Origin of the sequence: Pantoea rwandensis, from assembly GCF_002095475.1 — a bacterium.
GTDB lineage: Bacteria > Pseudomonadota > Gammaproteobacteria > Enterobacterales > Enterobacteriaceae > Pantoea > Pantoea rwandensis.
The window spans coordinates 27174-53382 of record NZ_MLFR01000026.1; the positions used below are offsets into that span (position 1 = coordinate 27174).

The following is a 26209-nucleotide window of genomic DNA, read 5'->3' on the forward strand; positions in this document are numbered from 1 at the left end:
ATATGGTTGCGGTTAGAAGTGCGCATTTAAATACGGCAGGGGAGTTTGCCCTGGACCAGTGGATAGCCAGTTTAAGTATTCATAATCCGCAATCTTGCCAGCGACTGGCGGATGCGTGGCGCTACTGTGAAGCCGAAACGCACGACCATCCAGATCAGGCTCTACTGCTATGGCGTGGTATTGAGATGGTGGAAATCCTCACCATGCTCAGTATGGACAACGACAGCCTACGCGCAGCCCTGTTGTTCCCGCTGGCTAACGCCGATGTGGTGAGCGAAGAAGACCTGGAAACGGCCTTCGGTAAAGGCATTGTGTCGCTGGTACACGGCGTACGCGATATGGATGCCATTCGCCAACTTAAAGCGATCCATAATGACTCCATGGCCTCTGAACAGGTGGATAACGTGCGCCGCATGTTATTGGCCATGGTGGAAGATTTTCGCTGTGTGGTCATCAAGCTGGCGGAGCGTATTGCTCACCTGCGTGAGATGAAGGACGCGCCTGAAGATGAGCGCGTACTGGCAGCGAAAGAGAGCACCAACATTTATGCGCCGCTGGCTAACCGCCTCGGTATCGGCCAGCTCAAATGGGAGCTGGAAGATTACTGCTTCCGTTATCTGCATCCTGATGAATATAAGCGCATCGCGAAACTGCTGCATGAGCGCCGTATCGATCGTGAAAGCTATATCGATGACTTCGTACAGAACCTGCGCACTGAGATGCAGAAAGAAGGCGTGCGTGCTGAAGTCTATGGCCGCCCGAAACACATCTACAGTATCTGGCGCAAGATGCAGAAGAAGTCGCTGGCGTTCGATGAGCTGTTCGATGTGCGTGCGGTGCGCATCGTCGCGGAGCGTTTGCAGGATTGCTACGGTGCGCTAGGTACGGTGCATACACTGTATCGCCACCTGCCAAGCGAATTTGATGATTACGTCGCCAACCCGAAACCGAACGGCTATCAATCGATTCATACCGTGGTGCTGGGCCCACAAGGCAAAACGGTAGAAATCCAGATTCGTACGCGTCAGATGCATGAAGATGCCGAACTGGGTGTGGCGGCGCACTGGAAGTACAAAGAAGGCCCGACGTCCAGCAACGCCCGTGGTGCGGCGGGTCATGAGGAGCGAATTGCGTGGCTGCGTAAATTGATCACCTGGCAGGAAGAGATGTCTGATTCTGGTGAGATGCTGGAAGAAGTGCGCAGCCAGGTGTTTGATGATCGAGTATATGTCTTTACCCCGAAAGGTGACGTCGTTGATTTACCTTCGGGTTCGACGCCGCTCGACTTCGCGTATCACATTCACAGTGATATCGGGCATCGCTGTATCGGTGCCAAAATCAGCGGCCGCATTGTGCCCTTTACCTATCAGTTGCAGATGGGCGATCAGATTGAAGTGATCACCCAGAAGCAGCCGAATCCAAGTCGTGACTGGCTGAACCCGAACCTCGGCTATATCACCACCAGCCGCGGGCGCTCGAAGATCCATAACTGGTTCCGCAAACAGGATCGTGACAAGAACATTCTGGCAGGCCGTCAGATTTTGGAAAGTGAGCTCAGCCAGCTGGATATCAGTTTCCGCGAAGCCGAAAAAATTCTGTTGCCGCGTTACAACGTCAGCTCGCAGGATGAGCTATTAGCCATGATTGGCGGCGGTGATATTCGTCTCAATCAGATGGTCAACTTCCTGCAGGCCAAGCTGAATAAGCCGAGTGCCGAAGAGGAAGACCGCGAAGCACTGCGCCAACTGACGCAAAAAGCCTATACGCCATCGCCGCGCAAAGAGAGCGGACGCGTGGTGGTGGAAGGGGTGGGCAATCTGCTGCACCACATTGCACGCTGCTGCCAGCCGATTCCGGGCGACGACATTGTCGGCTTTATCACCCAAGGTCGGGGTATTTCAATTCACCGCGCCGACTGTGACCAGTTGAGCGAGCTGATCTCTCATGCGCCAGAACGTATCGTTGATGCCGTATGGGGCGAAGATTATTCCAGCGGTTATTCGCTGGTGGTGCGTGTGACCGCCAACGACCGCAGCGGCCTGCTGCGTGACATCACCACTATTCTGGCGAATGAGAAGGTGAATGTATTGGGCGTATCCAGCCGCAGCGACACCAAAAAGCAGCTGGCAACCATTGATATGGATATCGAAATCTACAACCAGCAGGTGCTAGGCCGCGTGTTGGCACGCCTTAATCAGGTGCCGGATATTATCGACGCGCGTCGCTTGAACTGATTGTTACAGGTCGCCATAAATGGCGCCCCTACAGGGTGTCGGTGCGCCGTAGGGTCGCCATTTATGGCGACCTTTTCCATTTTAATCCCATAAGGATTCCTCATGACTGCCCTAAACCGTCTGCTCACCATCATGCAAACCCTGCGCGACCCCGAGCGCGGTTGCCCGTGGGATCGACAGCAGACCTTTGCTTCTATCGCCCCCTATACGCTGGAAGAGACCTACGAAGTGATCGATGCGATTCAACGCGAAGACTTTGACGATCTGCGCGGAGAACTCGGTGATCTGCTGTTCCAGGTGGTGTTTTATGCGCAAATGGCCGATGAACAGCAGCGTTTCAATTTTGATGACATCTGCAACGCCATCAGTGACAAACTGGAGCGTCGCCATCCCCATATTTTCGGTGATGTGAAAGCTGATACCACGCAGGAAGTGCTGAAGAACTGGGAAGCCATCAAACACAGCGAGCGTGCCGAGAAGTCACAGCACTCGGTGCTGGATGACATTCCTAAAGCGTTACCGGCACTGATGCGCGCGCACAAAATTCAGAAGCGCTGTAGCACGGTGGGATTCGACTGGAATAACCTCGGCCCGGTGCTCGACAAAGTGCATGAAGAGATCGATGAAGTGATGCACGAAGCGCAGCAGGCAGTGATCGATAACGACAAGCTGGAAGAGGAGATTGGCGATCTGCTGTTCGCCACCGTCAACCTTTCTCGCCATCTGGGCAGCAAAGCGGAAATTGCTTTGCAGAAAGCTAACGATAAATTTGAGCGCCGCTTCCGCCAGGTTGAAACGATTATCAGCGAGCAAGGGCTGGCAATGACCGATGCGACACTGGATCAGATGGAAGCCGCCTGGCAACAGGTGAAAGTGAGTGAGAACAAAGACTCAGCGATTATTCCTTAAATTGCTGATTATTCCTTCGCTGTGCATAATTCGTCCGATTGCGCTTACTCGATTCAGCCAAGCGGCAACTTTGTGACGCACGTCAACATTTCAACCCCACCTATCCGCTATGTTATTGGCAACAATGCGTAGGGGATGGTGTGATTCATCAATTGTGGCTTAGGACGACTTCGGGTATACTATTTTCCCGTCTTGGTTATTCCATCGTCTTTAAACCTAAACTCTCAGGTTCAGCATGACAACGAATTATATTTTTGTGACCGGCGGGGTCGTATCCTCTCTGGGCAAAGGCATTGCCGCAGCCTCCCTCGCAGCCATTCTTGAAGCACGTGGTCTGAATGTGACCATCATGAAACTCGATCCGTACATCAACGTCGATCCGGGTACCATGAGCCCAACGCAGCACGGTGAAGTGTTTGTTACCGATGATGGGGCCGAAACCGATCTGGACTTGGGTCACTACGAGCGCTTCATCCGTACCAAAATGTCGCGCCGCAACAACTTTACAACCGGTCGTATCTACTCTGAAGTTCTGCGCAAAGAGCGTCGCGGTGACTATCTCGGTGCCACGATTCAGGTCATCCCACACATCACCAACGCCATCAAAGAACGCATTATTGAAGGTGGCGAAGGTCATGATGTCGTGCTGGTGGAAATCGGCGGTACCGTAGGCGATATCGAATCTCTGCCGTTCCTCGAAGCGATTCGCCAGATGGCGGTCGATGTGGGCCGTGAACACACCATGTATATGCACCTGACGCTGGTGCCGTATATGGCGGCTGCAGGCGAAGTGAAAACCAAGCCAACCCAGCATTCAGTGAAAGAGCTGTTGTCGATCGGTATCCAGCCAGATGTGCTGATTTGCCGTTCTGACCGTGCTGTGCCCGCCAACGAACGTGCGAAGATCGCGCTGTTCTGTAACGTGCCTGAAAAAGCGGTTATTTCCCTGAAAGATGTGGATTCCATCTACAAGATTCCTGGCATGTTGAAATCACAGGGCCTGGATGACTATATCTGCAAGCGTTTCAATCTGAGCGCTCCGGAAGCGAACCTGGCCGAATGGGAACAGGTTATCTACGAAGAAGCGAATCCGGGCGGCGAAGTGACCATTGGTATGGTCGGCAAATATGTCGAACTGCCAGATGCGTACAAGTCAGTGATTGAAGCGTTGAAGCACGGTGGCCTGAAAAATCGCGTGACCGTGAATATCAAGCTGATCGACTCGCAGGATGTGGAATCGCGCGGTGTCGAAATTCTGAAAGATCTGGATGCTATTCTGATTCCTGGTGGCTTCGGCTACCGTGGTGTGGAAGGCAAAATGCTCACCGCGCAGTATGCACGTGAGAACAATATCCCTTACCTGGGTATCTGCCTCGGTATGCAGATTGCGCTGATGGAATTCGCGCGCAATGTGGCTGGGATGGCTGACGCCAACTCAACGGAATTTGTGCCAGACTGTAAGTACCCTGTGGTTGCGCTGATCACGGAATGGCGTGATGAAGAAGGCAACGTTGAGCAGCGTACTGAGCAGAGCGATCTGGGCGGTACCATGCGTCTGGGTAGCCAGCAGTGCCAGCTGACGCCAGAAAGTAAAGTGCGCCAGCTGTATGGTTCTGACGTCATTACTGAACGTCACCGCCATCGTTATGAAGTGAACAATCTGCTGTTGAAGCCGATTGAAGCGGCGGGTCTGCATATTGCGGGCCGTTCCGGCGACGACCAGCTGGTGGAGATCATTGAACTCCCGAACCATCCGTGGTTTGTAGCTTGTCAGTTCCACCCGGAATTCACGTCGACCCCGCGTGATGGTCATCCGCTGTTCGCTGGCTTTGTTAAAGCCGCGCAGGAGCACCAGAAGCGGTTAGCGAAGTAAAAGTTTAACGAACAGCGCGCGAACTTTTCGCGCGTTGTTTGTCTTAGGATTGACTAACTTGTACTGAGGAAAATCGAATGTCCAAAATCGTAAAAGTCATCGGTCGCGAAATCATCGACTCCCGTGGCAACCCGACTGTAGAAGCAGAAGTGCATCTGGAAGGCGGTTTCGTTGGTCTGGCTGCAGCGCCATCAGGTGCTTCAACCGGTTCTCGCGAAGCACTGGAGCTGCGTGACGGTGACAAATCTCGTTTCCTGGGCAAAGGCGTGACCAAAGCGGTTGCAGCTGTTAACGGTCCTATCGCTGGCGCGGTAACCGGTAAAGATGCCAAAGACCAGGCGAACATCGATAAGATCATGATCGAGCTGGACGGTACTGAGAACAAATCCAACTTCGGCGCTAACGCCATTCTGGCGGTTTCGCTGGCTGCTGCTAAAGCGGCTGCGGCCTCTAAAGGTCTGCCACTGTATGCGCACATCGCAGAACTGAACGGCACCCCAGGCAAATATTCTATGCCTCTGCCAATGATGAACATCATCAACGGTGGTGAGCACGCGGATAACAACGTTGATATCCAGGAATTCATGATTCAGCCTGTTGGCGCGAAAAACGTGAAAGAAGCCATCCGTATGGGTTCTGAAGTTTTCCACAACCTGGCAAAAGTTCTGAAAGCCAAAGGCATGAGCACTGCGGTCGGTGACGAAGGTGGCTACGCGCCAAACCTGGGTTCTAACGCTGAAGCGCTGGCGGTTATCGCTGAAGCGGTAAAAGCAGCTGGCTACGAGCTGGGCAAAGACATCACCCTGGCGATGGACTGTGCAGCGTCTGAATTCTACAAAGACGGCAAATATGTGCTGGCTGGCGAAGGCAACAAAGCGTTCACCTCTGAAGAGTTCACGCACTTCCTGGAAGATCTGACTAAACAGTACCCAATCGTTTCTATCGAAGACGGTCTGGATGAGTCTGACTGGGCGGGCTTCGCTTACCAGACCAAAGTACTGGGCGACAAAATTCAGTTGGTTGGTGACGACCTGTTCGTGACCAACACCAAGATCCTGAAAGAAGGTATCGATAAAGGCATCGCTAACTCCATCCTGATCAAATTCAACCAGATCGGTTCTCTGACCGAAACCCTGGCTGCAATCAAGATGGCGAAAGACGCAGGTTACACCGCGGTGATTTCACACCGTTCAGGTGAAACTGAAGATGCGACCATCGCTGACCTGGCGGTTGGTACTGCAGCAGGCCAGATCAAAACCGGTTCTATGAGCCGTTCTGATCGTGTTGCTAAGTACAACCAACTGATTCGTATCGAAGAAGCGCTGGGCGACAAAGCCCCGTTCAACGGTCTGAAAGAAGTTAAAGGCCAGTAAGGGTCTGTTGATGTGGCCTCAGTGGCCGCATCATTGCTGATAAAGCCCCGCCTCGTGCGGGGCTTTTGCGTTTTTGGCACGAAGCAGCTGTGAACCGGCGGTGAAAATCTGCCATAATCTGCGCCTCGAATTTTAGACGTGAGTAAAAAATGTTCTACCCGATTAACGAAATGTTCCAGACCCTGCAGGGTGAAGGTTTTTACACCGGTGTACCGGCGCTGTTCATCCGCTTACAGGGATGTCCAGTGGGCTGTAGCTGGTGTGATACCAAGCATACCTGGGAAAAGCTGGCCGATCGGGAGACCTCGCTGGGTGACATTCTGATAAAGACCGTGGAGAGTGACGCCTGGGGCAGCGCCGATGCGGCAATGCTGATTGAGACCATTCAACGTCAGGGCTGGACCGCGCGCCACGTGGTGATCACTGGCGGTGAACCGGCTATTTTTGATTTGCGTCCATTGACCGAGGCGCTGGAAGCGGCCGGTTTTGAGTGCCAGATTGAGACCAGCGGTACGCATGAAGTGCACTGCTCTGACGCCACCTGGGTGACGGTTTCACCTAAAGTGAATATGCGTGGTGGTTACGATGTACTGCCACAGGCGTTGCAGCGCGCGGATGAGATTAAACATCCGGTGGCACGTGAGCGTGACGTCGAAGCGTTGGATGTGTTACTTGCGGGCTTGCACGATGACAAGAAGCGCATCGTGGCATTGCAACCGATCAGTCGTGGTGATGCGGCCACCAAACTGTGCATTGATACCTGCATTGCGCGCAACTGGCGCCTTTCGATGCAAACACATAAGTATTTGAATATCGCCTGATGAATTCGGTGCGCATAAATGCGTACCCTACGAAAACCTCACCGAATACTGTAGGGGCGCCATTTATGGCGACCGTGTTCAAGACCGCACCGGTGCAGATGCCATTCATGGCGACCTTGTCCAAAACCGCACCGGTGTAGCCTTACGTTTTATTTCTTGGCTTTATATGCGTCGAATGCCTGTTTGATCTCAGTTTTGGCTTTCGCCGCATCCTCAAAACCATTCAGCTCAACTTTCTTACGGCCATCTGGCAACTGCTTATAAACGCGGAAGAATGCCTGCAGGCGCTCCTGCTCCATTTTCGGCAGATCGCTCATCTCTTTGATGTCATCGTAAGTCGGGTCGATTTTGCTGGTCGGCACCGCAACAATCTTGTCGTCCACTTCGCCGCCATCAATCATTTTCAGCACGCCAATCGGGCGCAGTTTGATCAGCGTGCCCGGTTGCAGTGGCGCTCGGGTGTAGAAAATCACGTCCAGTGGATCGCCATCACCGCCCAGTGACTGAGTCAGCGAGCCGTAGTTCGCCGGGTAAGCGACGGGCATTGACTGGAAGCGGTCAGCAACGATAAAACCGGTTTTCGCGTCGGTTTCATATTTGATCATCCCACCCGCAGGGATTTCAGTCACGGCATAGAATTCATCCGGCACTTTATCCGGCTGCGGAAAATCCAGTACGTTTTGCGCCTGAACGGCGGCAGAGGCGGAAACAAGTAAAGCAATAACGGAAAGGCGTTTTACCAGGTTCATTGTTGATTCTCTTGATCTTTAATGAAGGAGACAACAACGTAGAGGGGGCAGATGACAGGGATATGAATCGAACGTAAAGAAGCGTAGGACGAGAAAATCAGGCTGCGTAATCGCAGCCTAAAACACGATTAGCCGCGATAAACGCAACCTGCGGTACAGGTTTCCTTGATCATCACTGCACTCAGTTCTGGCAGGATCGGCTTCATCTGATCCCAAATCCATTTTGCCAGCACTTCACTGGTCGGATTTTCCAGGCCAGGAATATCATTCAAATAGTGATGATCGAGGCGATCATAAATTGGCATAAATGCCGCTTTCAGCTCGGCAAAATCCATTACCCAACCGGTATGCGCATCCACTTCACCGGTAATTTCCAATCGCACCAGGAAAGAATGACCGTGCAGGCGACCGCATTTATGACCTTCAGGCACATGGGGTAAGTGGTGGGCGGATTCGAACTGGAACTCTTTAAACAGCGTGGTAGACATAATGGCTCTCAGACTTAAAAACCGCCGAATTCTACCTGAATCACAGATTTTTCGCACCCGCTATGAGTGAAAAGGGCATTTTGCGCACTATCGCAGCGAATGAACATTTATAACTCATTGAATAATTGAATTTTTGTTTACCACTTTTGCCGATTAACATTACCCGAAAAACCACTTAGTCATTTTGGTTATTTATTATGTCGAAGGCGTATTTAATCGTTAATATACGGCCCGGTAACCTACCCACTCTTCCGCCACATATTGGTCCGGACTTCATACACTGGAATTTTTAACGCGATGACGACTCAGGCACCCGGTTCACTGCTCCCACTCAATCCGGAGCAACTCGCGCGCTTACAGGCGGCGACCACGGATTTCAACACCACTCAGATGGCTTGGCTCTCCGGCTACTTCTGGGGCATGGTCAATCAAACTCCGGGTGCCGTTGCTGCGCCTGCGCCGGTTCAGGCCGAGGTGCCGACCATTACGCTTATCTCCGCTTCGCAAACCGGCAACGCGCGTCGTTTGGCTGAACAACTGCGTGACGACCTGCTGGCCGCCAAGTTGAGCGTTAATCTGGTCAATGCGGGCGATTACAAGTTTAAGCAAATTGGTCAGGAAAAATTGCTGGTGGTGGTTACCTCAACGCAAGGTGAGGGTGAGCCGCCGGAAGAAGCCGTCGCGCTGCACAAATTCCTGCTGTCGAAAAAAGCCCCGAAGTTTGCTGCGGGTTCTGCTTTTGCGGTGTTTGGCCTTGGCGACACTTCCTACGAGTTCTTTAGCAAAGCCGGTAAAGATTTTGATGAGCGCTTGGCGGAACTGGGTGCGGAACGTCTGCTCGATCGCGTTGATGCGGATGTGGAATACAAAGAGCAGGCCTCAGCATGGCGTCAGCAGCTGACTGAAATTCTGAAAGCGCGTGTGCCAAGTGAGCCTTCTGTGGTTGCGGCCGTGACGGCTTCTGGCGTGGTGAACGACATTCACAGCAGCCCGTACACCAAAGAAGCGCCGCTGACCGCCAGCTTCGCCGCTAATCAGAAAATCACCGGTCGTGATTCTGATAAAGACGTGCGCCACATCGAAATTGATTTAGGTGAGTCCGGTCTGCGTTACCAGCCGGGCGATGCGCTGGGCGTATGGTTTGAGAACGATGCCGAACTGGTGCAGGAGTTATTGCAGCTGGTGTGGCTGAAAGGTGATGAGTCAGTTGAAGTGAACGGCGAAACCCTGCCACTGACTGAGGCACTGCAAAAACATTATGAGCTGACGGTGAATACGCCACAAATCGTTGAGCAGTATGCAGCGCTGTCGCGTAATGATGCACTGCTGGCGCTGGCAGGAGAAAAGCCGAAACTGCAGAGCTATGCGCAGAGCTTCCCCATCGTTGATATGGTGCGTCAGGCGCCGACCGAACTGAATGCCGAACAGCTGACGGGAATGCTGCGACCACTGACGCCGCGCCTTTACTCCATCGCTTCATCGCAAGCCGAAACTGACACCGAAGTGCATATTACTGTTGGTGCGGTGCGCTACGAGATCGATGGTCGTCAGCGTGGCGGTGGTGCTTCAACCTGGCTGGCCGACCGCATTGAAGAAGACGGCGAGATCCGCGTGTTTATCGAACACAACGACAACTTCCGTCTGCCGGCGAATCCGGAAACTCCGGTGATCATGGTGGGACCAGGCACCGGCATCGCGCCGTTCCGTTCCTTTATGCAGCAGCGTGATAACGACGGTGCGGGCGGTAAAAACTGGCTGTTCTTTGGCAATCCACACTTCACCGATGACTTCCTCTATCAGGTGGAATGGCAGAAATATGTCAAAGACGGTTTGCTGACCAACATTGATTTAGCGTGGTCGCGTGACCAGGCTGAGAAAATATACGTACAAGATAAAATCCGCGCTAAAGGGGCGGAAGTGTGGCGCTGGATTGAAGAAGGCGCGCACCTTTACGTCTGTGGCGACGCTAATCGCATGGCGAAAGACGTTGAGCAGGCATTACTGGATGTGGTGGTCGAACACGGCGGCATGGATCGTGAAACGGCTGACGAATTTTTAAGTGAGCTGCGCATTGAGCGCCGTTATCAGCGAGACGTTTACTAATGAGCGAAAAACATCCTGGACCGCTGGTCGTTGAAGGCAAGCTGGTCGACGCCGAGCGTCTGAAAAAACAGAGTAACTATCTGCGTGGCACCATCCTCGACGATCTTGATGAGGGGCTGACCGGCGGCTTCAGCGGCGATAACTTCCTGCTGATCCGTTTCCACGGTATGTACCAGCAGGACGACCGCGACATTCGTGCGGAGCGTACGGCGCAGAAACTTGAGCCGCGCCACGCGATGATGCTGCGTTGCCGTTTGCCGGGCGGCATCATCACGCCAACCCAGTGGCTGGCGATTGATAAGTTCGCCACCGATAAAACTATCTATGGCAGCATTCGTCTGACCAACCGTCAGACCTTCCAGTTTCACGGCATTCTGAAGAAGAACGTGAAGCCGACGCATCAGATGCTGCACGAAGTCGGCCTCGACGCGCTGGCCACCGCCAACGACGTGAACCGTAACGTGCTGTGTACCTCGAACCCAGTGGAGTCGGAGTTGCATCAGGAAGCCTACGAGTGGGCGAAAAAGCTCTCCGAGCACCTGCTGCCGCAAACCCGCGCTTACGCTGAGATCTGGTGGGATAAAGAGAAGGTTGCTACCACCGATAAAGAGCCGATCCTGGGTGAAACCTATCTGCCGCGTAAATTCAAAACGACCGTGGTGGTGCCGCCGCATAACGACGTCGATCTGCATGCCAACGATCTGAACTTCATCGCTATCGCTGAGAATGGCAAGCTGATTGGTTTTAACCTGTTGGTCGGCGGTGGTTTGTCGATTGATCACGGTAACAAAGCGACTTACGCGCGCACCGCCAGCGAGTTTGGCTATCTGCCGGTGGAGAAGATCCTCGACGTGGCCGCCGCGGTGGTCACCACCCAGCGCGACTGGGGCAACCGTACCGATCGTAAAAATGCCAAAACCAAATACACGCTGGAGCGTGTTGGCGTTGACACCTTCAAAGCCGAAGTGGAAAAGCGTGCTGGCTTGACGTTTGAACCGATTCGTCCTTACGCGTTTACCACCCGTGGCGACCGTGTAGGTTGGGTGAAAGGCATTGATAAGAAATGGCACCTGACGCTGTTTATCGAAAACGGCCGTTTGATGGATTATCCAGGCCGTCCGCTGAAGCGCGGCATTGCTGAAATTGCCAAAATTCACCAAGGCGATTTCCGTCTCACCGCCAACCAGAACCTGATCGTAGCTGGCGTACCGGAGAAGCAAAAAGCGCAGATTGAAGCTATCGCCCGTGAACACGGTTTGATGGAAGCAGTGACGCCACAGCGTGAAAACTCAATGGCCTGTGTGGCCTTCCCAACCTGCCCATTAGCGATGGCCGAAGCCGAACGCTTCCTGCCTTCGTTTGTGACCAAAGTTGAAGAGATCATGCATAAGCACGGCGTCGGTGAAGAGCACATAGTGCTACGCGTTACCGGTTGTCCGAACGGCTGTGGCCGTGCTTTGCTGGCGGAGCTAGGTCTGGTGGGTAAAGCACCTGGCCGCTACAACTTACACATCGGCGGTAACCGCATGGGTACACGCATTCCACGCATGTACCGCGAAAACATCAACGAAGGCGAGATCCTTGCCAGCATCGACGAATTGGTGGCGCGCTGGGCAACCGAGCGTCAGGCCGATGAAGGCTTTGGTGACTTCGTGATTCGCGCTGGCATCATCAAAGCCGTGGTGGATCCCGCCCGTGATTTTTGGGACTCGGAGGCAGTATGACGGTACTTGATCTCGCAGCACTGAATAGCGGCAGCAAAGTCGATCGCATCATGCATTGGCCGAAAGCAACGTGCAGCTGGAGAAACTCTCCGCTGAACAACGCGTGAGCTGGGCACTGGAAAACATGCCAGGTGCGTTTGTGCTGTCATCCAGCTTTGGTATTCAGGCGGCGGTTCTGCTGCATATGGTGACGCAGCAGAAACCGGATACGCCGGTGATCCTGACCGATACCGGCTATCTGTTCCCGGAAACTTACCGTTTTATTGATGAGCTGACTGAGAAGCTCAATCTTAATCTGCAAATCTTCCGCGCCGAGACCTCGGCGGCGTGGCAGGAAGCGCGCTACGGCAAACTGTGGGAGCAGGGCGTCGAAGGGATTGAGCAGTACAACCAGATTAATAAAGTTGAACCGATGAACCGTGCGCTGGAAACGCTGGGTGCGCAGACGTGGTTCGCCGGTTTACGCCGCGATCAGTCTGGCAGCCGTGCCAGTTTGCCGGTGCTGGCGGTGCAGCGCGGCGTGTTCAAGATTCTGCCGATCATTGACTGGGATAACCGTCAGGTGCATCAGTATCTCAAGCAGCATGGCCTGAAATACCATCCGCTGTGGGATGAAGGCTATTTGTCGGTTGGCGATACCCACACCACTAAGAAGTGGGAGCCGGGCATGGCCGAGGAAGAGACACGTTTCTTTGGTCTGAAGCGCGAGTGCGGATTGCACGAAGGTTGATGCATCAATAACGTCTGAAAAGACTAGCGGCGAGATTTATCGCGCCTCCCTGCAGCGCCTCTAACGCTGATGGGTGCACGATAAATCTCGCCGCTACCCTATTGTTCTTTAAATCCCTTTTAACCCTTCAAACGCATCCGCTGCGCGCGTCACGTTCACCTTCGTTACTTCATAATGCGCCACGGCGACAAACGGATCTTCTGCCAGAATCGCGTCCAGTTGGGCACGATCCATATCCTTCACCAGCACCATACCGCCAGTGCGCGGGTCTTTGCGGCCTGCCGCAATAAAGTCTCCGCTGTCAAAATAGCGATCCAGCCACTCAATATGCGGCGCCAGCAGCGCATCGGCTTCTTCTGCCGGACGGAAATAGTTGAGATACACCACGTACATAGCAAATCCTTAAGTTGTTGGGTTAGCCAGCTCGGTGACCAGCGGCAGTAAGATCTTCACGCTGTCACGCGTGCGTTGCGTAATCCGGCCCGGAAGCCAGCGATCCAGATAATTGAGGTTATCGCGATCGGTTTGATGGCGTACGTTGCCCTCCGGAAAGTGGCTACTGTGCGCCCGCTGCTGCTGTCCATCTTTATTACCCAGCGCCCAGTTGGCGGCGGTGACATCCAGCAGCGGCATGCCTGCTTTATCAAACGGATTCACGCCCGGATAGTCTCGGGCTGTCAGCGTGTGGCTGGCGGCGGAAATACCGTAGCGATGGGCCAGCTGCACGGCGCGCGCGCTGGTCTGCTTGCGAACCGCAGAAGGCGTGTTGGCGCCACTGTTAAAGTAGAGGTGATCGCCGACGATCAGGCTGTTGAGATCAATCACTAGCAGGGTATTTTTCTTTTCCTGTGCGCTCATGCGCGACAGGTAGTCATCCATCCCGTGCAGTCCGGCTTCACCGGCACTCAGCGCGACAAAGCGTACGCCGTAATGCAGTGGGGTTTTACTCAGCTGCTGCGCCAGTTCCAGCATCACGCCCAGACCGGACGCATTGTCGTCGACACCCTGCAAACGCAGGCCGCCCAGATTGTTATCCGCTTCATGGCGGCTGAGAGGCGTCCAGGTATCGAGATGGGTGACGATCAGAATCTCTTGTTGCACTGCGCCGCTGCGCGCGGCGATCACCGACGTGGCGGAGACTTTGCGCGGGCGCGTCTCGCCCTTGCGCTCTAGCCAGGTGTAGCTGGTATTGAACTGGCGGGTATTACTCTTGTAGCCAAGCTCGGTGAATTGCTGCTGCAAATAATCAGCTGTCATCAGCTCAGCAGGGCTGCCGCTCATGCGGCCGGGGAAATAGGTGGCGATGTGGCGCAGCTGCTGTTCGGCAAAATGCCCTGGCGCGTCGCTCGCAGCATGGGCAAAGAGAGGCAAACCGCCCGCGATCAGTGCAGCCAGCACGGTGCGGCGGAGAGTGGCAAACATAGTTATTGTCCTTTTATGACATCCCGTGATGCTAAAAAAATTCCGAGTTAGTATGAAACTGTGACCGCGATTGCACAATTTGAATTGCTCCGAAACACCAGCAATATCATTTGTTAAGCACAAATTGTTATCAGCAATCCTGGGGCGTTATTCCATTCGGTAACTACTAATGCCAATTCGTAATTTCATCTGCCAGAAGGCAGGGACGTATAGTCGCGTTAACTTATTGTAAAACTAACAAGGTTAACGTGGATTATCTGCCTCTCTTTGCCGATCTCAAAAACCGTCCGGTGCTGGTTGTTGGCGGTGGTGAAATCGCGGCGCGTAAAATCGAACTGCTGCGTCGTGCCGGTGCGCGCGTGCTGGTAGCAGCGCGCGACCTCGGCCATGAGTTGCAGGCGCTGCTGGAAATCGACGCGATTGAATGGATCGCGCACCGCTTCGAACCCCAACAGTTGGATGGCGTGTTTTTAGTGATCGCTGCCACTGATGATAACGCGCTTAATGCGCAGGTGTTTGATGCCGCCAACGCGCGCCACAAGCTGGTTAACGTCGTGGACGATCAGCCAAAGTGCAGTTTTATCTTCCCTTCTATTGTTGACCGCTCTCCGCTGGTGGTAGCGATCTCCTCCAGTGGTACCGCGCCGGTACTCGCGCGTTTGCTGCGTGAAAAAATCGAGGCGCTCTTGCCCGCCAACCTGGGCCAGATGGCCGAAGTGGCGGGGCAGTGGCGTGACAAGGTCAAACAGCGTTACCGCAGCATGTCAGAACGTCGTCGCTTCTGGGAGCGGGCGTTTAACGGTCTGTTCGCCAGCCAAATGTCGGCTGGCAACGTCAACGAAGCTCGCCGTACGCTGGATCATGAATTAGAGAACGACAGCGACAATCAGGGTGAAATCACCTTGGTGGGCGCGGGTCCGGGTGACAGCGGTTTGCTGACACTGCGTGGCTTACAGGTGATGCAGCTGGCGGATGTGGTGCTATATGACCATCTGGTGAGCGACGAAGTGCTGGAACTGGTGCGTCGCGATGCCGATCGTATCTGCGTCGGCAAGCGTGCCGGTGCGCACTCCGTTTCTCAGGAAGAGACCAATGCCATGCTGGTCGAGCTGGCGCAGCAGGGTAAACGCGTGGTGCGTCTGAAAGGCGGCGACCCCTTTATCTTTGGTCGCGGCGGCGAAGAGCTGCAGGCGGCGAAAGCGGCGGGCATTCCGTTCCAAGTGGTGCCGGGCATTACCGCGGCGGCGGGTGCAACGGCCTATGCCGGGATTCCGTTAACTCATCGCGACCACGCGCAGAGCGTACTGTTTGTCACCGGCCACTTACGCAGTGATAGCGAAGGCATTGACTGGCCGACACTGGCACGTGCGCGTCAGACATTAGCGATTTACATGGGCACGTTGAAAGCGGCAGAAATTGCGGCGGGCCTTATCAAACATGGACGCGTGGCCTCGACGCCGGTGGCAGTGATTGGCTGCGGCACGCGTCAGAATCAACAAGTGCTGACCGGTACTTTAGATCAGCTTGAGGCGCTGGCGGTTGCCGCGCCCACACCGGCCCTGATTGTGGTGGGTGAAGTGGTGAATTTGCACGGGCAATTAGCCTGGTTCCAATATTCGGCACAGCAGGGGGCTCGCGAGTCCGCCGTTGTCAATTTGGCTTGAGGAAAAATTATGGACCAAAATCGTCTTACTCATCTGCGCCAACTCGAGGCAGAGAGTATCCATATCATCCGCGAGGTGGCGGCCGAGTTCAGCAATCCGGTGATGATGTACTCCATCGGGAAAGACTCCTCGGTGATGCTGCATCTGGCGCGCAAAGCCTTCTATCCGGGCACGCTGCCATTTCCGCTGCTGCACGTTGATACCGGCTGGAAATTCCGCGAAATGTACGAGTTCCGCGATCGCACCGTGAAAAACATGGGTGCCGAGTTGCTGGTGCACCGTAATCCGGAAGGCGTGGCGATGGGCATCAACCCGTTCGTCCACGGCAGCGCCAAACATACCGACATCATGAAAACCGAGGGCCTTAAGCAGGCGCTGAATAAATACGGTTTTGATGCCGCCTTCGGTGGCGCACGCCGTGACGAAGAGAAGTCGCGCGCCAAAGAGCGTATCTACTCGTTCCGCGATCGTTTCCATCGTTGGGATCCAAAAAATCAGCGTCCAGAGCTGTGGCATAACTATAACGGTCAGATTAACAAAGGCGAAAGTATTCGCGTGTTCCCGCTCTCCAACTGGACCGAGCTGGATATCTGGCAGTACATCTTCCTGGAAAACATCGAAATCGTGCCGCTGTACCTTGCGGCACCGCGCCCGGTGTTGGAGCGCGATGGCATGCTGATGATGATTGATGACGATCGTATTGATCTACAGCCAGGCGAAGAGATCAAACAGCGTATGGTGCGATTCCGTACTCTCGGCTGCTGGCCGCTGACCGGCGCGGTGGAATCCGAAGCACAAACGCTGCCTGAAATTATTGAAGAGATGCTGGTCTCCACCACCAGTGAACGCCAGGGGCGCATGATTGACCGCGACCAGGCCGGTTCGATGGAAATGAAAAAACGTCAGGGTTATTTCTAAGGAGACGCAGATGAATACCGTAATTGCACAACAGATTGCCGATCAGGGCGGCGTAGAAGCCTGGCTGACCGCGCAACAACATAAAAGCCTGCTGCGTTTCCTGACCTGCGGTAGCGTCGACGACGGCAAAAGTACGCTGATTGGTCGCCTGCTGCATGACACCCGTCAGATTTATGAAGATCAGCTCTCTTCGCTGCACAATGACAGCAAACGCCACGGCACCCAAGGCGAGAAGCTCGATCTGGCACTGCTGGTGGACGGCTTGCAGGCCGAGCGCGAGCAGGGCATCACCATCGACGTGGCGTATCGCTATTTCTCCACTGAGAAACGCAAATTCATCATCGCAGACACGCCAGGACATGAGCAGTACACCCGTAACATGGCGACCGGTGCGTCCACCTGTGATCTGGCGATTCTGCTGATCGATGCGCGTAAAGGCGTGCTGGATCAAACGCGTCGTCACAGCTTTATCTCCACGCTGCTGGGCATCAAGCACCTGGTGGTCGCCATCAATAAGATGGATTTGGTGGATTACAAGCAAGAAACCTACGAGCAGATCAAACAGTCTTACCTCGATTTCGCGGGTCAGCTGCCGGAAGATCTCGATATCCGCTTTGTACCGATGTCTGCGCTGGAAGGCGATAACGTCGCCACGCCGAGCGTCACCATGCCGTGGTACAGCGGCCCAACGCTGCTGGATGTGCTGGAAACTGTGGAACTGAACCGCGTGGTGGATCATCAGCCGATGCGTTTCCCGGTGCAGTACGTGAACCGCCCTAATCTCGATTTCCGTGGCTATGCCGGTACGCTGGCCTCGGGCGCGGTGCAGGTGGGACAGCGTGTGAAAGTTCTGCCGTCCGGTGTCGAGTCAACCATTTCGCGCATTGTGACCTTTGACGGTGACCTGCAGGAAGCGGGAGCGGGTGAAGCCATCACGCTGGTGTTGAAAGATGAGATCGACATCAGCCGTGGCGACCTGCTGGTCGATGCCGCCGCCGAGTTGCAAGCGGTGCAGTCTGCCACCGTTGATGTGGTGTGGATGGCAGAACAGCCGCTACAGCCGGGTCAGAGCTACGAAGTGAAGATCGCGGGCAAGAAAGCGCGCGGCCGCGTGGAAAAGATCATCCATCAGGTGGAGATCAATACGCTGGAAAAACGTGCAGTAGAGAGCCTGCCATTGAACGGTATTGGTTTGGTTGAGATCACGTTTGACGAACCGATGGTGCTGGATGCGTATCGCCAGAACCCGGTCACAGGCGGGATGATCTTTATCGATCGTCTGAGCAATGTCACGGTCGGTGCGGGGATGATCAATCAACCACTGACTGATACGCGTGGGCAAGCCAGCCAATTTAGCGAATTTGAGCTGGAGTTGAATGCACTGGTGCGTCGTCATTTCCCACACTGGAATGCGCGCGACCTGCTGGGTGGTAAGTAATGGCCCAACACGACGAAAACGTGGTGTGGCATGACCATCCGGTGACGCGTGAAGAGCGGGAACAACAGCACGGCCATCAAGGCGTGGTGCTGTGGTTTACCGGGCTGTCAGGCTCGGGAAAATCCACGGTGGCCGGCGCGCTGGAGCAGGCGCTGCATCGCGCCGGTGTCAGTACTTATTTGCTGGATGGTGATAACGTGCGTCACGGCTTATGCCGTGACCTCGGCTTCAGCGATGACGATCGTAAAGAGAACATCCGGCGCGTGGGCGAAGTGGCGAAACTGATGGTGGATGCTGGTTTAGTGGTATTAACCGCCTTTATCTCGCCGCATCGCGCGGAACGTCAGATGGTGCGTGATTTGCTCGGTGCCGGGCAGTTTGTCGAAGTGTTTGTCGATACGCCGTTGGCCGTGTGCGAAGCGCGCGACCCCAAAGGTTTGTATAAAAAAGCACGTGCTGGTGAGCTGCGCAATTTTACCGGTATCGACAGCGTTTATGAGGCGCCAGACGCGCCGGAAATTCACTTAGATGGCGAACAATTAGTTACAAACTTGACTGCCCAATTGTTAGACCTCCTGCGCCACCGCGATATCATCAGATCCTGAACCGACAGCGGCAAATCTCGTTAGGTTTGCCGCTTTTTAGCGTCAACAGGATCTCTATGCAGAACGTAACCCCCATGCTGGCACGCAAAGATGAACGCACCCCGGATGAGTCTCGCTCATCGTTACCGGGCGGCGTGATTGGCTTTCTCTCGTACTGGTGCGCGCTGGCGATTCCGTTCATGCTCTACGGCTCCAACACGCTGTTCTTCTTCCTCTACACTTGGCCATTCTTTCTCGCGCTGTTACCGGTTTCGGTCCTGATTGGTATCGTACTGAGCTTAATGATTCGTGGGCACTTGTTCTGGAGTGGGGTGATCACCGCGATTGTGGTTGTGTGCTTGTTCTGGCTGTTGTTCTCATTTCTCTCGGGTTGGTAATCCGATCCTGATGTGCAAACGCATCGGCAGGTTACAAAACTTTACCTGCTGTCTCCCGCTAAATGCTGCCATTATTTGTGCAGACAATTCTCAGTCCGCGCCATTTTCGCTGTCACTGTGGAGTCCTGTGCGAAGTTATGGGATGATTGGGCCGTTTTTCAGGGGGCGGGGATGGGAAAACTGACGTTACTGTTGCTCGTGCTGCTGGGATGGCTTCAATATTCCCTGTGGCTGGGTAAGAACGGTATCCATGACTATACGCGCGTCAACGAAGACGTCGCGTCACAACAGGCGAATAACGCCAAATTAAAAGCGCGTAACGATCAGTTATTTGCCGAAATTGACGATCTCAATGGCGGCTCAGAAGCGATCGAGGAACGCGCACGTAATGAACTGGGCATGATTAAGCCCGGTGAGACTTTCTATCGCCTGGTGCCAGACCAGAACAAACGTAACGCGCAACAAGCTGCGCAAAACCAACAACGATAAGCCATGAACAACCTCTCTTCCCTCGCGGACGTGATTGCCGTGGTGCCAGCCGCGGGTGTCGGCAGCCGTATGCAGGCTGCCTGCCCGAAACAATATCTCACCATCGGCGAATTTACCCTTCTTGAACACAGCGTCGCGCGCTTACTGGCGCATCCTGCTGTTAAGCAAGTGATCGTGCCAATCAGTCCTGATGATGGTTGGTTTGATTCGTTGCCACTGGCGCAGGATTCACGCGTGCTGCGTGTGACGGGTGGCGATACGCGTGCCGAGTCAGTGCTAGCAGGATTACAAGCCATTAAACACAGTGAATGGGTGCTGGTGCACGATGCCGCGCGCCCATGTTTACATCCGGATGACCTGGCACGACTACTGGCAGTGCGCGAGCACAGTAAAGTCGGGGCGATTCTGGCGGCGCCGGTGCGTGACACCATGAAGCGCGCTGAGCCCGGTAAAACGGCGATTGCGCACACTGTGGAGCGTGAAGATTTGTGGCACGCGCTGACGCCGCAATTTTTTCCGCATCAACTGCTGACGGCGTGTTTAACGCGTGCACTCAATGAAGGCGCTACCATTACCGATGAAGCGTCGGCGCTGGAGTACTGTGGCTATCACCCCGAGTTGGTGAGCGGGCGCAGCGACAACATTAAGGTGACGCGGCCAGAAGATCTGGCGCTGGCGGCCTTCTATCTAACCCAGATTCAGTTAAAGGAGAGCGCATGATGCGTATCGGTCACGGTTTTGACGTTCACGCTTTTGGCGGCGAAGGTCCGTTAGTGATTGGCGGGGTGCGTATTCCCTTCGAACACGGTTTTATTGCCCACTCAGATGGCGATGTGGCGCTGCATGCGCTGACGGATGCGCTGCTGGGTGCGGTGGCGATGGGCGATATCGGCAAGCTGTTCCCGGACACCGATCCGGCCTTCAAAGGGGCGGATAGCCGTGGCTTGCTGCGCGAAGCCTGGCGCCGTATCCAGCTGAAAGGCTATCGCATTGGCAACGTTGACGTCACCATCATTGCGCAGGCGCCGAAAATGCTGCCGCATGTGCCGCAGATGCGCGTCAACATCGCAGAAGATCTCGGTTGCCATATGGATGATGTCAATGTGAAAGCCACCACCACCGAAAAGCTCGGCTTTACGGGTCGTGGCGAAGGCATCGCCTGTGAGGCGGTGGCGTTACTGGTGAAGGCAGATTAAGTATGAGTGAACTGCTTTACCTGCATGGCGTCCCGAGCGCTACCGGCGTGATTAAGGCCAATCCCGAAGATTTCGTGGTGATTGAAGACCTCGGCTATCCCTATGATGGTGAGGGCGAGCAGCTGTTAGTACGCATCCGCAAAATAGGCTGCAACACCCGCTTTGTCGCTGAAGCTATCGCTAAATTCCTCGGCATACATCAGCGCGATATGAGTTATGCCGGTATGAAGGATCGCCATGCGGTGACCGAGCAGACGCTGTGTTTCCGCGTGCCGGGAAACGCAATGCCAAATCTGGCGGGCTTCCAGTTGGAAGGCGTGGAAATTCTGCAGGTGATCCGCCACAAGCGTAAATTACGCACCGGTGCGCTGGCGGGAAATGCGTTCCGTTTAATCGTACGTCAGATTTCCGATCGCACCGAGGTAGAAGGGCGCTTGCAGCGCATCCAGCAAAGCGGCGTACCTAACTACTTTGGTGAACAACGTTTTGGCCGTGGCGGGAATAACCTGACACAGGCAACATTGTGGGCTGAAGAGAAATTCCGTCCACGCGATCGCAGCATGAAAGGCATCTTACTTTCCGCTGCACGCAGTCAACTGTTCAATCAGGTGACTAGCGCGCGTTTGCAGCGTGATGGCGCGCTTGATCGCGTGCAAGTGGGTGATGCATTGCAGTTGGCCGGGCGTGGCAGTTGGTTTGTCGCACAGGCGGAAGAGTTACCCGAGTTGCAACAGCGAGTGAATAATCACGGATTGCGTATCACCGCACCACTGGCGGGACGTGGCGAATTAGGCCCTCAAGGTGAGGCGCTGGTGTTCGAACAGAGCACGCTGGCCCCGGCGACAGAACTACTGGCGTTGCTCGAGCGAGAGCGTGTTGATGCTGCCCGCCGTGCCATGCTGGTGGTGCCGAAAGATCTGAACTGGAGCTGGTGGGATGACGTCACGCTGGAGATGCAGTTCTGGCTACCTGCTGGCAGCTTTGCCACCAGCGTTGTGCGTGAGCTGCTGAGCAACGGGGCGGCTGCGCCCATCGGTGACGAATAAGTTTTTTACCGCCTCATCACCCGGCTTAAACGCCGGGTCAACTCATGCTTAGGCTGCGCAATGTTGCGGCAAACGTCGGAAGTTCCGTGATTTACGTCTACCACTTCCCGCGCCTCACCGCTAGAATGCAAAGATCCTTGTTTCGCCCGTTTCCCTTTCAAAGGCACCAGAACGCATGGCTGCTGGGTGGAGCGAGAGCCAGTTGAATGAACAAAGGTCAGGAACAGATGCGGATATTGCTCAGCAACGACGATGGAATTCATGCTCCCGGTATTCAGACGTTAGCTCGCGCACTGCGTGAGTTTGCTGATGTGCAGGTTGTCGCACCCGATCGTAATCGTAGTGGGGCATCAAATTCTCTGACGCTGGAAACGCCGCTACGCACCTTTACCCATGAAAATGGCGATATCGCTGTACAGATGGGGACTCCCACTGACTGTGTGTTTCTTGGGGTGAACAAACTGATGCAGCCGCGCCCGGATATTGTGGTTTCAGGTATCAATGCCGGACCGAATCTGGGGGATGACGTCATCTACTCTGGAACCGTTGCCGCAGCGATGGAAGGTCGTCATTTGGGGCTGCCCGCACTGGCCGTCTCCCTGAATGGCCATGAGCATTATGCTACCGCCGCGGTAGTCACCTGCACGTTATTGCGCGCGCTGTCGCGGGCCCCTCTGCGAACCGGGCGAATCCTCAACATTAACGTACCCGATTTACCGCTATCGGAAATCAAAGGCTTCCGTGTCACCCGCTGTGGTAGCCGCCATCCTGCTGATAAAGTGATCTGTACCGAAGACCCACGTGGCCATACTCTTTACTGGATTGGTCCACCGGGAGAAAAACTCGATGCAGGTCCTGATACCGATTTCGCCGCCGTTGATGCTGGCTATGTCTCGATCACTGCTTTACATGTCGATCTCACCGCACACGCGGCGCAGGACGTCTTGGAAGACTGGTTGACCCAGGCAGAGGTGAATTTGGCATGGTAAATCGCCGCATCGAAACGCTGTTGGAGCAACTGCGCGCGCAGGGCATCCACGATGAGCATCTGTTAAAAGCCATCGCTGATGTGCCCCGCGAACGCTTTATCGATGAGGCGTTTGAGCATAAAGCCTGGGAGAACGTTGCACTGCCTATTGGCAAGGGGCAGACGATTTCACAGCCTTACATGGTCGCCCGAATGACGTCCCTGTTGGAGCTGACTCCAGAATCGCGCGTGCTCGAAATTGGTACCGGTTCTGGCTATCAAACAGCCATTCTAGCGCATCTTGTTAACCACGTTTATTCTGTGGAGCGTATCAAGGGGTTGCAGTGGCAGGCTAAGCGCCGGCTTAAACAACTCGATCTGCATAATATCTCCACTCGTCATGGCGACGGATGGCAAGGATGGGCTGCACGTGGTCCGTTCGACGCTATTATTGTCACTGCTGCCCCTCCTGAAATTCCGACTGCGCTGATAGCGCAATTAAGAGAAGGTGGCAGAATGGTGCTGCCAGTGGGTGAAGATCAGCAGGTTTTAAAACGCCTGCGTCGTCAGGGCAATGAATGTATTGAAGAAATCATTGAGCCCGTCCGCTTTGTGCCCTTAGTTCAGGGCGATCTGGCCTGAGCCGTCGCTACGTAAATCTTCACAACTGTTACATGGCACGGCGCAGTTGATATTGTTACTATCCTTGTTAATCAATGCGAAAGACCGCTTTCTACGTCTGAAGTAGTGAAAAATGCGGTTTTCGCGGTCATACAGTTTTATCCAGGATTGCCATAACGGGGGATCAATGAGCACGGGAAGCACAGTATTTCAATTACGCCGTTTGGCGGCACTTTCACTGGTAGGTTTTTGGCTGGCGGGTTGTAGCTCAAGCGACAACACACAGGCTCCCATTAGCCAGATTGGCGGCGGCGGTGCGGACAGCGGTATGTCTTCAGGTGGCGGAATGTCTTCTACGCCGAATGGAGGCATGCTTTCTTCGCAGAACAGTACAGTGCCAGCTATGCCGCAAGGCGGAATGTTAAGCGGTGGTACATCATCATCTGCACCCTCCGGTGGAATGGTTAGTGGCAATAATAATGTGACCACGCAAAATGGTCGCATCGTGTACAACCGTAATTATGGGAATATTCCTAAAGGCAGTTACGGTGGTGAAACTTACACCGTTAAGCGCGGTGATACGCTCTTCTACATAGCCTGGATTACCGGCAATGACTTCCGTGACCTGGCTCAACGCAATAACGTCCCGGCCCCGTATGGCTTGGAAGCTGGGCAAGTCCTGCAGGTTGGCAACGGTAATGGCCAGACTATTACCGGCGGTAATGCAATAACCGCAGCGGACGCCACGCAGGGCGGGGTGCCGGTTGCATCCAATCAGACGCAAATTAAATCAGCCCCTGTTGCACAGCAACCTGTTATTACGTATTCTGATGATTCGGGTTCGACAGGCGGAAAAATGCTGCCGTCGAAAGGGGCAAATAATGTGGCAACGACCACAGCTCCGGTTACCGCACCGCCTACAGTCAGCAGCACGAGTAATAGCACAACACCAGTGGGAAGCTGGCGTTGGCCGACTGATGGGAAGATCATCGATAACTTCTCCGCTGCGGAAGGCGGAAATAAAGGTGTCGATATCGCCGGTTCGCGTGGACAACCTGTTGTCGCCACTGCTTCAGGAAGGGTGGTATACGCAGGCAACGCGCTCCGTGGGTACGGTAATTTAATCATCATCAAACACAATGATGATTACCTGAGTGCTTACGCCCATAACGATTCCATGCTGGTTCGGGAACAACAGGAAGTTAAGGCGGGGCAAAAAATCGCTACCATGGGTAGTACCGGAACCAGTTCGGTAAGATTACATTTTGAAATTCGTTACAAGGGGAAATCCGTAAACCCGTTGCGTTATTTACCGCAGCGATAATCCGGCAGAACCTTGGTGTTCTGCCCTTGGATCACGGGTAGGAGCCGCTTATGAACCAGAATACGCTGAAAGTTAACGAGTTACATGAAGATGCGGAATTCGAGGAGAACGGAGCTGAGGTTTTTGATGAGAAGGCTCTCGTTGAGAACGAACCTAGTGATAGCGAAGTAGCTGAAGAAGAGCTGTTGTCACAGGGTGCGACGCAACGCGTTTTGGATGCGACGCAGCTTTACCTTGGTGAGATCGGTTACTCTCCACTACTGACGGCGGAAGAAGAAGTGTTCTTCGCTCGTCGTGCTCTACGTGGTGACATTCCTTCTCGCCGCCGCATGATTGAAAGTAATTTACGCTTGGTAGTGAAGATTGCCCGTCGCTACAGCAATCGTGGTCTGGCACTGTTGGATCTGATTGAAGAGGGTAATCTCGGCTTGATTCGTGCCGTGGAGAAGTTTGACCCAGAACGTGGGTTCCGTTTCTCGACCTATGCTACCTGGTGGATTCGTCAAACGATTGAACGGGCGATCATGAATCAAACCCGAACCATTCGTCTGCCGATCCACATCGTTAAAGAGTTGAATGTTTACCTGCGTACCGCGCGTGAGCTTTCGCACAAGCTTGATCATGAGCCAAGTGCTGAAGAGATCGCTGAGCAGTTAGACAAGCCGGTTGATGACGTAAGCCGTATGCTGCGTCTCAACGAGCGTATTACTTCGGTTGATACACCGCTCGGTGGAGATTCCGAAAAAGCGCTGCTGGATATCCTGGCCGATGAGAAAGACAATGGCCCGGAAGACACCACGCAGGACGATGATATGAAACAAAGCATCGTTAAGTGGTTGTTTGAATTGAATGCCAAGCAGCGTGAAGTGCTGGCGCGTCGTTTCGGTCTGTTAGGCTATGAAGCGGCAACGCTGGAAGATGTAGGCCGTGAAATCGGGTTGACCCGTGAACGTGTCCGTCAGATTCAGGTTGAAGGTCTGCGCCGTCTGCGTGAAATTTTGCAGACTCAGGGCCTTAATATTGAAGCACTGTTTCGTGAATAAGCCTTAACCGGCAATAAAAAAACGGTGACCCTTGGGTCACCGTTTTTTTATGTACGCGATCTGGATGTTACGCTAATGAGCGGCGTCATTGCTCG

Annotated in this window: 24 protein-coding genes and 1 pseudogene; 21 read left to right on the forward strand and 4 right to left on the reverse strand. The window is 54.3% G+C overall.

The window, feature by feature from the left end:
• Positions 1–2 precede the first annotated feature (2 nt).
• The 5 genes from relA to queE all read left to right on the forward strand — a co-directional run bounded on the left by relA (position 3) and on the right by queE (position 7210).
• On the forward strand, positions 3–2234 hold the full coding sequence (gene relA / locus HA51_RS20340) for a GTP diphosphokinase (protein ID WP_084936394.1): 2232 nt from the start codon (positions 3–5) through the stop codon (positions 2232–2234).
• 102 nt (positions 2235–2336) lie between these two features.
• Positions 2337–3143: a nucleoside triphosphate pyrophosphohydrolase gene (mazG, locus tag HA51_RS20345; RefSeq protein WP_084936395.1), complete on the forward strand. Its 807-nt coding sequence runs from the start codon at positions 2337–2339 to the stop codon at positions 3141–3143.
• A gap of 235 nt (positions 3144–3378) precedes the next feature.
• A complete protein-coding gene (gene pyrG, locus HA51_RS20350; RefSeq protein ID WP_084936396.1) occupies positions 3379–5016 on the forward strand; it encodes a glutamine hydrolyzing CTP synthase in 1638 nt (545 codons plus the stop codon).
• A gap of 77 nt (positions 5017–5093) precedes the next feature.
• On the forward strand, positions 5094–6389 hold the full coding sequence (eno, locus tag HA51_RS20355) for a phosphopyruvate hydratase (RefSeq protein ID WP_084936397.1): 1296 nt from the start codon (positions 5094–5096) through the stop codon (positions 6387–6389).
• A gap of 149 nt (positions 6390–6538) precedes the next feature.
• Positions 6539–7210 (forward strand): 7-carboxy-7-deazaguanine synthase QueE, encoded by a 672-nt coding sequence (gene queE, locus HA51_RS20360; RefSeq protein WP_084936398.1) that lies wholly within the window; start codon positions 6539–6541, stop codon positions 7208–7210.
• 149 nt (positions 7211–7359) lie between these two features.
• Here queE and HA51_RS20365 read toward each other — a convergent pair whose 3' ends face one another.
• Positions 7360–7959 (reverse strand): inorganic diphosphatase, encoded by a 600-nt coding sequence (locus tag HA51_RS20365; protein WP_084936399.1) that lies wholly within the window; start codon positions 7957–7959, stop codon positions 7360–7362.
• A 128-nt stretch (positions 7960–8087) separates the two neighbouring features.
• Positions 8088–8450: a 6-carboxytetrahydropterin synthase QueD gene (gene queD, locus HA51_RS20370; RefSeq protein ID WP_211282974.1), complete on the reverse strand. Its 363-nt coding sequence runs from the start codon at positions 8448–8450 to the stop codon at positions 8088–8090.
• Between the two features lie 294 nt (positions 8451–8744).
• Between queD and cysJ the strand changes: the two genes are divergently transcribed.
• From cysJ to HA51_RS20385, 3 genes and pseudogenes are all read left to right on the forward strand, one after another.
• On the forward strand, positions 8745–10550 hold the full coding sequence (cysJ, locus tag HA51_RS20375) for an NADPH-dependent assimilatory sulfite reductase flavoprotein subunit (RefSeq protein WP_084936401.1): 1806 nt from the start codon (positions 8745–8747) through the stop codon (positions 10548–10550).
• Positions 10550–12274 (forward strand): assimilatory sulfite reductase (NADPH) hemoprotein subunit, encoded by a 1725-nt coding sequence (cysI, locus tag HA51_RS20380; RefSeq protein WP_084936402.1) that lies wholly within the window; start codon positions 10550–10552, stop codon positions 12272–12274. Before cysJ ends, cysI begins: the two co-directional genes overlap by 1 nt.
• Positions 12271–13004: pseudogene (locus HA51_RS20385) on the forward strand (phosphoadenylyl-sulfate reductase). The gene cysI and the pseudogene HA51_RS20385 overlap by 4 nt, the downstream one beginning before the upstream one ends.
• Positions 13005–13112: 108 nt before the next feature.
• On the opposite strand, the gene HA51_RS20390 reads toward HA51_RS20385, so the two are convergent.
• Both HA51_RS20390 and HA51_RS20395 read right to left on the reverse strand, forming a co-directional pair.
• Positions 13113–13397 carry a YciI family protein gene (locus tag HA51_RS20390; protein WP_084936403.1) on the reverse strand — a complete coding sequence of 95 codons (285 nt, stop codon included), beginning with the start codon at positions 13395–13397 and terminating at the stop codon, positions 13113–13115.
• A 9-nt stretch (positions 13398–13406) separates the two neighbouring features.
• A complete protein-coding gene (locus HA51_RS20395) occupies positions 13407–14426 on the reverse strand; it encodes an aminopeptidase (RefSeq protein WP_084936404.1) in 1020 nt (339 codons plus the stop codon).
• A gap of 248 nt (positions 14427–14674) precedes the next feature.
• On the opposite strand from HA51_RS20395, the gene cysG reads away from it, so the two are divergent.
• From cysG to rpoS, 13 genes are all read left to right on the forward strand, one after another.
• Positions 14675–16090, forward strand: coding sequence for a siroheme synthase CysG (gene cysG, locus HA51_RS20400; protein WP_084936405.1), 1416 nt, complete (start codon positions 14675–14677; stop codon positions 16088–16090).
• A gap of 9 nt (positions 16091–16099) precedes the next feature.
• Complete coding sequence (cysD, locus tag HA51_RS20405; protein WP_084936406.1) at positions 16100–17008, forward strand: sulfate adenylyltransferase subunit CysD; 909 nt, start codon at positions 16100–16102, stop codon at positions 17006–17008.
• A gap of 10 nt (positions 17009–17018) precedes the next feature.
• Positions 17019–18446 (forward strand): sulfate adenylyltransferase subunit CysN, encoded by a 1428-nt coding sequence (gene cysN / locus HA51_RS20410; RefSeq protein ID WP_084936407.1) that lies wholly within the window; start codon positions 17019–17021, stop codon positions 18444–18446.
• Positions 18446–19051, forward strand: a complete 606-nt coding sequence (cysC, locus tag HA51_RS20415; RefSeq protein ID WP_084936408.1) for an adenylyl-sulfate kinase — start codon at positions 18446–18448, stop codon at positions 19049–19051. The genes cysN and cysC overlap by 1 nt, the downstream gene beginning before the upstream one ends.
• A gap of 56 nt (positions 19052–19107) precedes the next feature.
• On the forward strand, positions 19108–19428 hold the full coding sequence (locus HA51_RS20420) for a DUF3561 family protein (RefSeq protein ID WP_084936409.1): 321 nt from the start codon (positions 19108–19110) through the stop codon (positions 19426–19428).
• 171 nt (positions 19429–19599) lie between these two features.
• A complete protein-coding gene (gene ftsB / locus HA51_RS20425) occupies positions 19600–19917 on the forward strand; it encodes a cell division protein FtsB (protein ID WP_007893240.1) in 318 nt (105 codons plus the stop codon).
• 3 nt (positions 19918–19920) lie between these two features.
• Complete coding sequence (ispD, locus tag HA51_RS20430) at positions 19921–20637, forward strand: 2-C-methyl-D-erythritol 4-phosphate cytidylyltransferase (protein WP_084936410.1); 717 nt, start codon at positions 19921–19923, stop codon at positions 20635–20637.
• Entirely contained in the window at positions 20637–21113 is a 477-nt protein-coding gene (gene ispF / locus HA51_RS20435; RefSeq protein ID WP_039330832.1) for a 2-C-methyl-D-erythritol 2,4-cyclodiphosphate synthase, read from the forward strand. Before ispD ends, ispF begins: the two co-directional genes overlap by 1 nt.
• Positions 21114–21115: 2 nt before the next feature.
• Positions 21116–22159, forward strand: coding sequence for a tRNA pseudouridine(13) synthase TruD (gene truD / locus HA51_RS20440; RefSeq protein WP_084936411.1), 1044 nt, complete (start codon positions 21116–21118; stop codon positions 22157–22159).
• Between the two features lie 227 nt (positions 22160–22386).
• Positions 22387–23148, forward strand: coding sequence for a 5'/3'-nucleotidase SurE (gene surE / locus HA51_RS20445; RefSeq protein ID WP_084936439.1), 762 nt, complete (start codon positions 22387–22389; stop codon positions 23146–23148).
• Positions 23142–23768: a protein-L-isoaspartate(D-aspartate) O-methyltransferase gene (locus HA51_RS20450; protein ID WP_084936412.1), complete on the forward strand. Its 627-nt coding sequence runs from the start codon at positions 23142–23144 to the stop codon at positions 23766–23768. Before surE ends, HA51_RS20450 begins: the two co-directional genes overlap by 7 nt.
• 166 nt (positions 23769–23934) lie before the next feature.
• Positions 23935–25071: a murein hydrolase activator NlpD gene (gene nlpD / locus HA51_RS20455; RefSeq protein ID WP_084936413.1), complete on the forward strand. Its 1137-nt coding sequence runs from the start codon at positions 23935–23937 to the stop codon at positions 25069–25071.
• A 50-nt stretch (positions 25072–25121) separates the two neighbouring features.
• Positions 25122–26114 (forward strand): RNA polymerase sigma factor RpoS, encoded by a 993-nt coding sequence (gene rpoS / locus HA51_RS20460; protein ID WP_084936414.1) that lies wholly within the window; start codon positions 25122–25124, stop codon positions 26112–26114.
• The last annotated feature ends 95 nt before the right edge of the window (positions 26115–26209 follow it).

What these genes read in the sequence shown, in the direction of transcription:
- relA (WP_084936394.1), top strand. Translation starts at nt 3, where the DNA reads ATGGTTGCGGTTAGAAGTGCGCATTTAAATACGGCAGGGGAGTTTGCC.
- mazG (WP_084936395.1), top strand. Translation starts at nt 2,337, where the DNA reads ATGACTGCCCTAAACCGTCTGCTCACCATCATGCAAACCCTGCGCGAC.
- pyrG (WP_084936396.1), top strand. Translation starts at nt 3,379, where the DNA reads ATGACAACGAATTATATTTTTGTGACCGGCGGGGTCGTATCCTCTCTG.
- eno (WP_084936397.1), top strand. Translation starts at nt 5,094, where the DNA reads ATGTCCAAAATCGTAAAAGTCATCGGTCGCGAAATCATCGACTCCCGT.
- queE (WP_084936398.1), top strand. Translation starts at nt 6,539, where the DNA reads ATGTTCTACCCGATTAACGAAATGTTCCAGACCCTGCAGGGTGAAGGT.
- HA51_RS20365 (WP_084936399.1), bottom strand. Translation starts at nt 7,959, where the DNA reads ATGAACCTGGTAAAACGCCTTTCCGTTATTGCTTTACTTGTTTCCGCC.
- cysJ (WP_084936401.1), top strand. Translation starts at nt 8,745, where the DNA reads ATGACGACTCAGGCACCCGGTTCACTGCTCCCACTCAATCCGGAGCAA.
- cysI (WP_084936402.1), top strand. Translation starts at nt 10,550, where the DNA reads ATGAGCGAAAAACATCCTGGACCGCTGGTCGTTGAAGGCAAGCTGGTC.
- HA51_RS20390 (WP_084936403.1), bottom strand. Translation starts at nt 13,397, where the DNA reads ATGTACGTGGTGTATCTCAACTATTTCCGTCCGGCAGAAGAAGCCGAT.
- HA51_RS20395 (WP_084936404.1), bottom strand. Translation starts at nt 14,426, where the DNA reads ATGTTTGCCACTCTCCGCCGCACCGTGCTGGCTGCACTGATCGCGGGC.
- cysD (WP_084936406.1), top strand. Translation starts at nt 16,100, where the DNA reads ATGGACCAAAATCGTCTTACTCATCTGCGCCAACTCGAGGCAGAGAGT.
- cysN (WP_084936407.1), top strand. Translation starts at nt 17,019, where the DNA reads ATGAATACCGTAATTGCACAACAGATTGCCGATCAGGGCGGCGTAGAA.
- cysC (WP_084936408.1), top strand. Translation starts at nt 18,446, where the DNA reads ATGGCCCAACACGACGAAAACGTGGTGTGGCATGACCATCCGGTGACG.
- HA51_RS20420 (WP_084936409.1), top strand. Translation starts at nt 19,108, where the DNA reads ATGCAGAACGTAACCCCCATGCTGGCACGCAAAGATGAACGCACCCCG.
- ftsB (WP_007893240.1), top strand. Translation starts at nt 19,600, where the DNA reads ATGGGAAAACTGACGTTACTGTTGCTCGTGCTGCTGGGATGGCTTCAA.
- ispD (WP_084936410.1), top strand. Translation starts at nt 19,921, where the DNA reads ATGAACAACCTCTCTTCCCTCGCGGACGTGATTGCCGTGGTGCCAGCC.
- ispF (WP_039330832.1), top strand. Translation starts at nt 20,637, where the DNA reads ATGCGTATCGGTCACGGTTTTGACGTTCACGCTTTTGGCGGCGAAGGT.
- truD (WP_084936411.1), top strand. Translation starts at nt 21,116, where the DNA reads ATGAGTGAACTGCTTTACCTGCATGGCGTCCCGAGCGCTACCGGCGTG.
- surE (WP_084936439.1), top strand. Translation starts at nt 22,387, where the DNA reads ATGCGGATATTGCTCAGCAACGACGATGGAATTCATGCTCCCGGTATT.
- HA51_RS20450 (WP_084936412.1), top strand. Translation starts at nt 23,142, where the DNA reads ATGGTAAATCGCCGCATCGAAACGCTGTTGGAGCAACTGCGCGCGCAG.
- nlpD (WP_084936413.1), top strand. Translation starts at nt 23,935, where the DNA reads ATGAGCACGGGAAGCACAGTATTTCAATTACGCCGTTTGGCGGCACTT.
- rpoS (WP_084936414.1), top strand. Translation starts at nt 25,122, where the DNA reads ATGAACCAGAATACGCTGAAAGTTAACGAGTTACATGAAGATGCGGAA.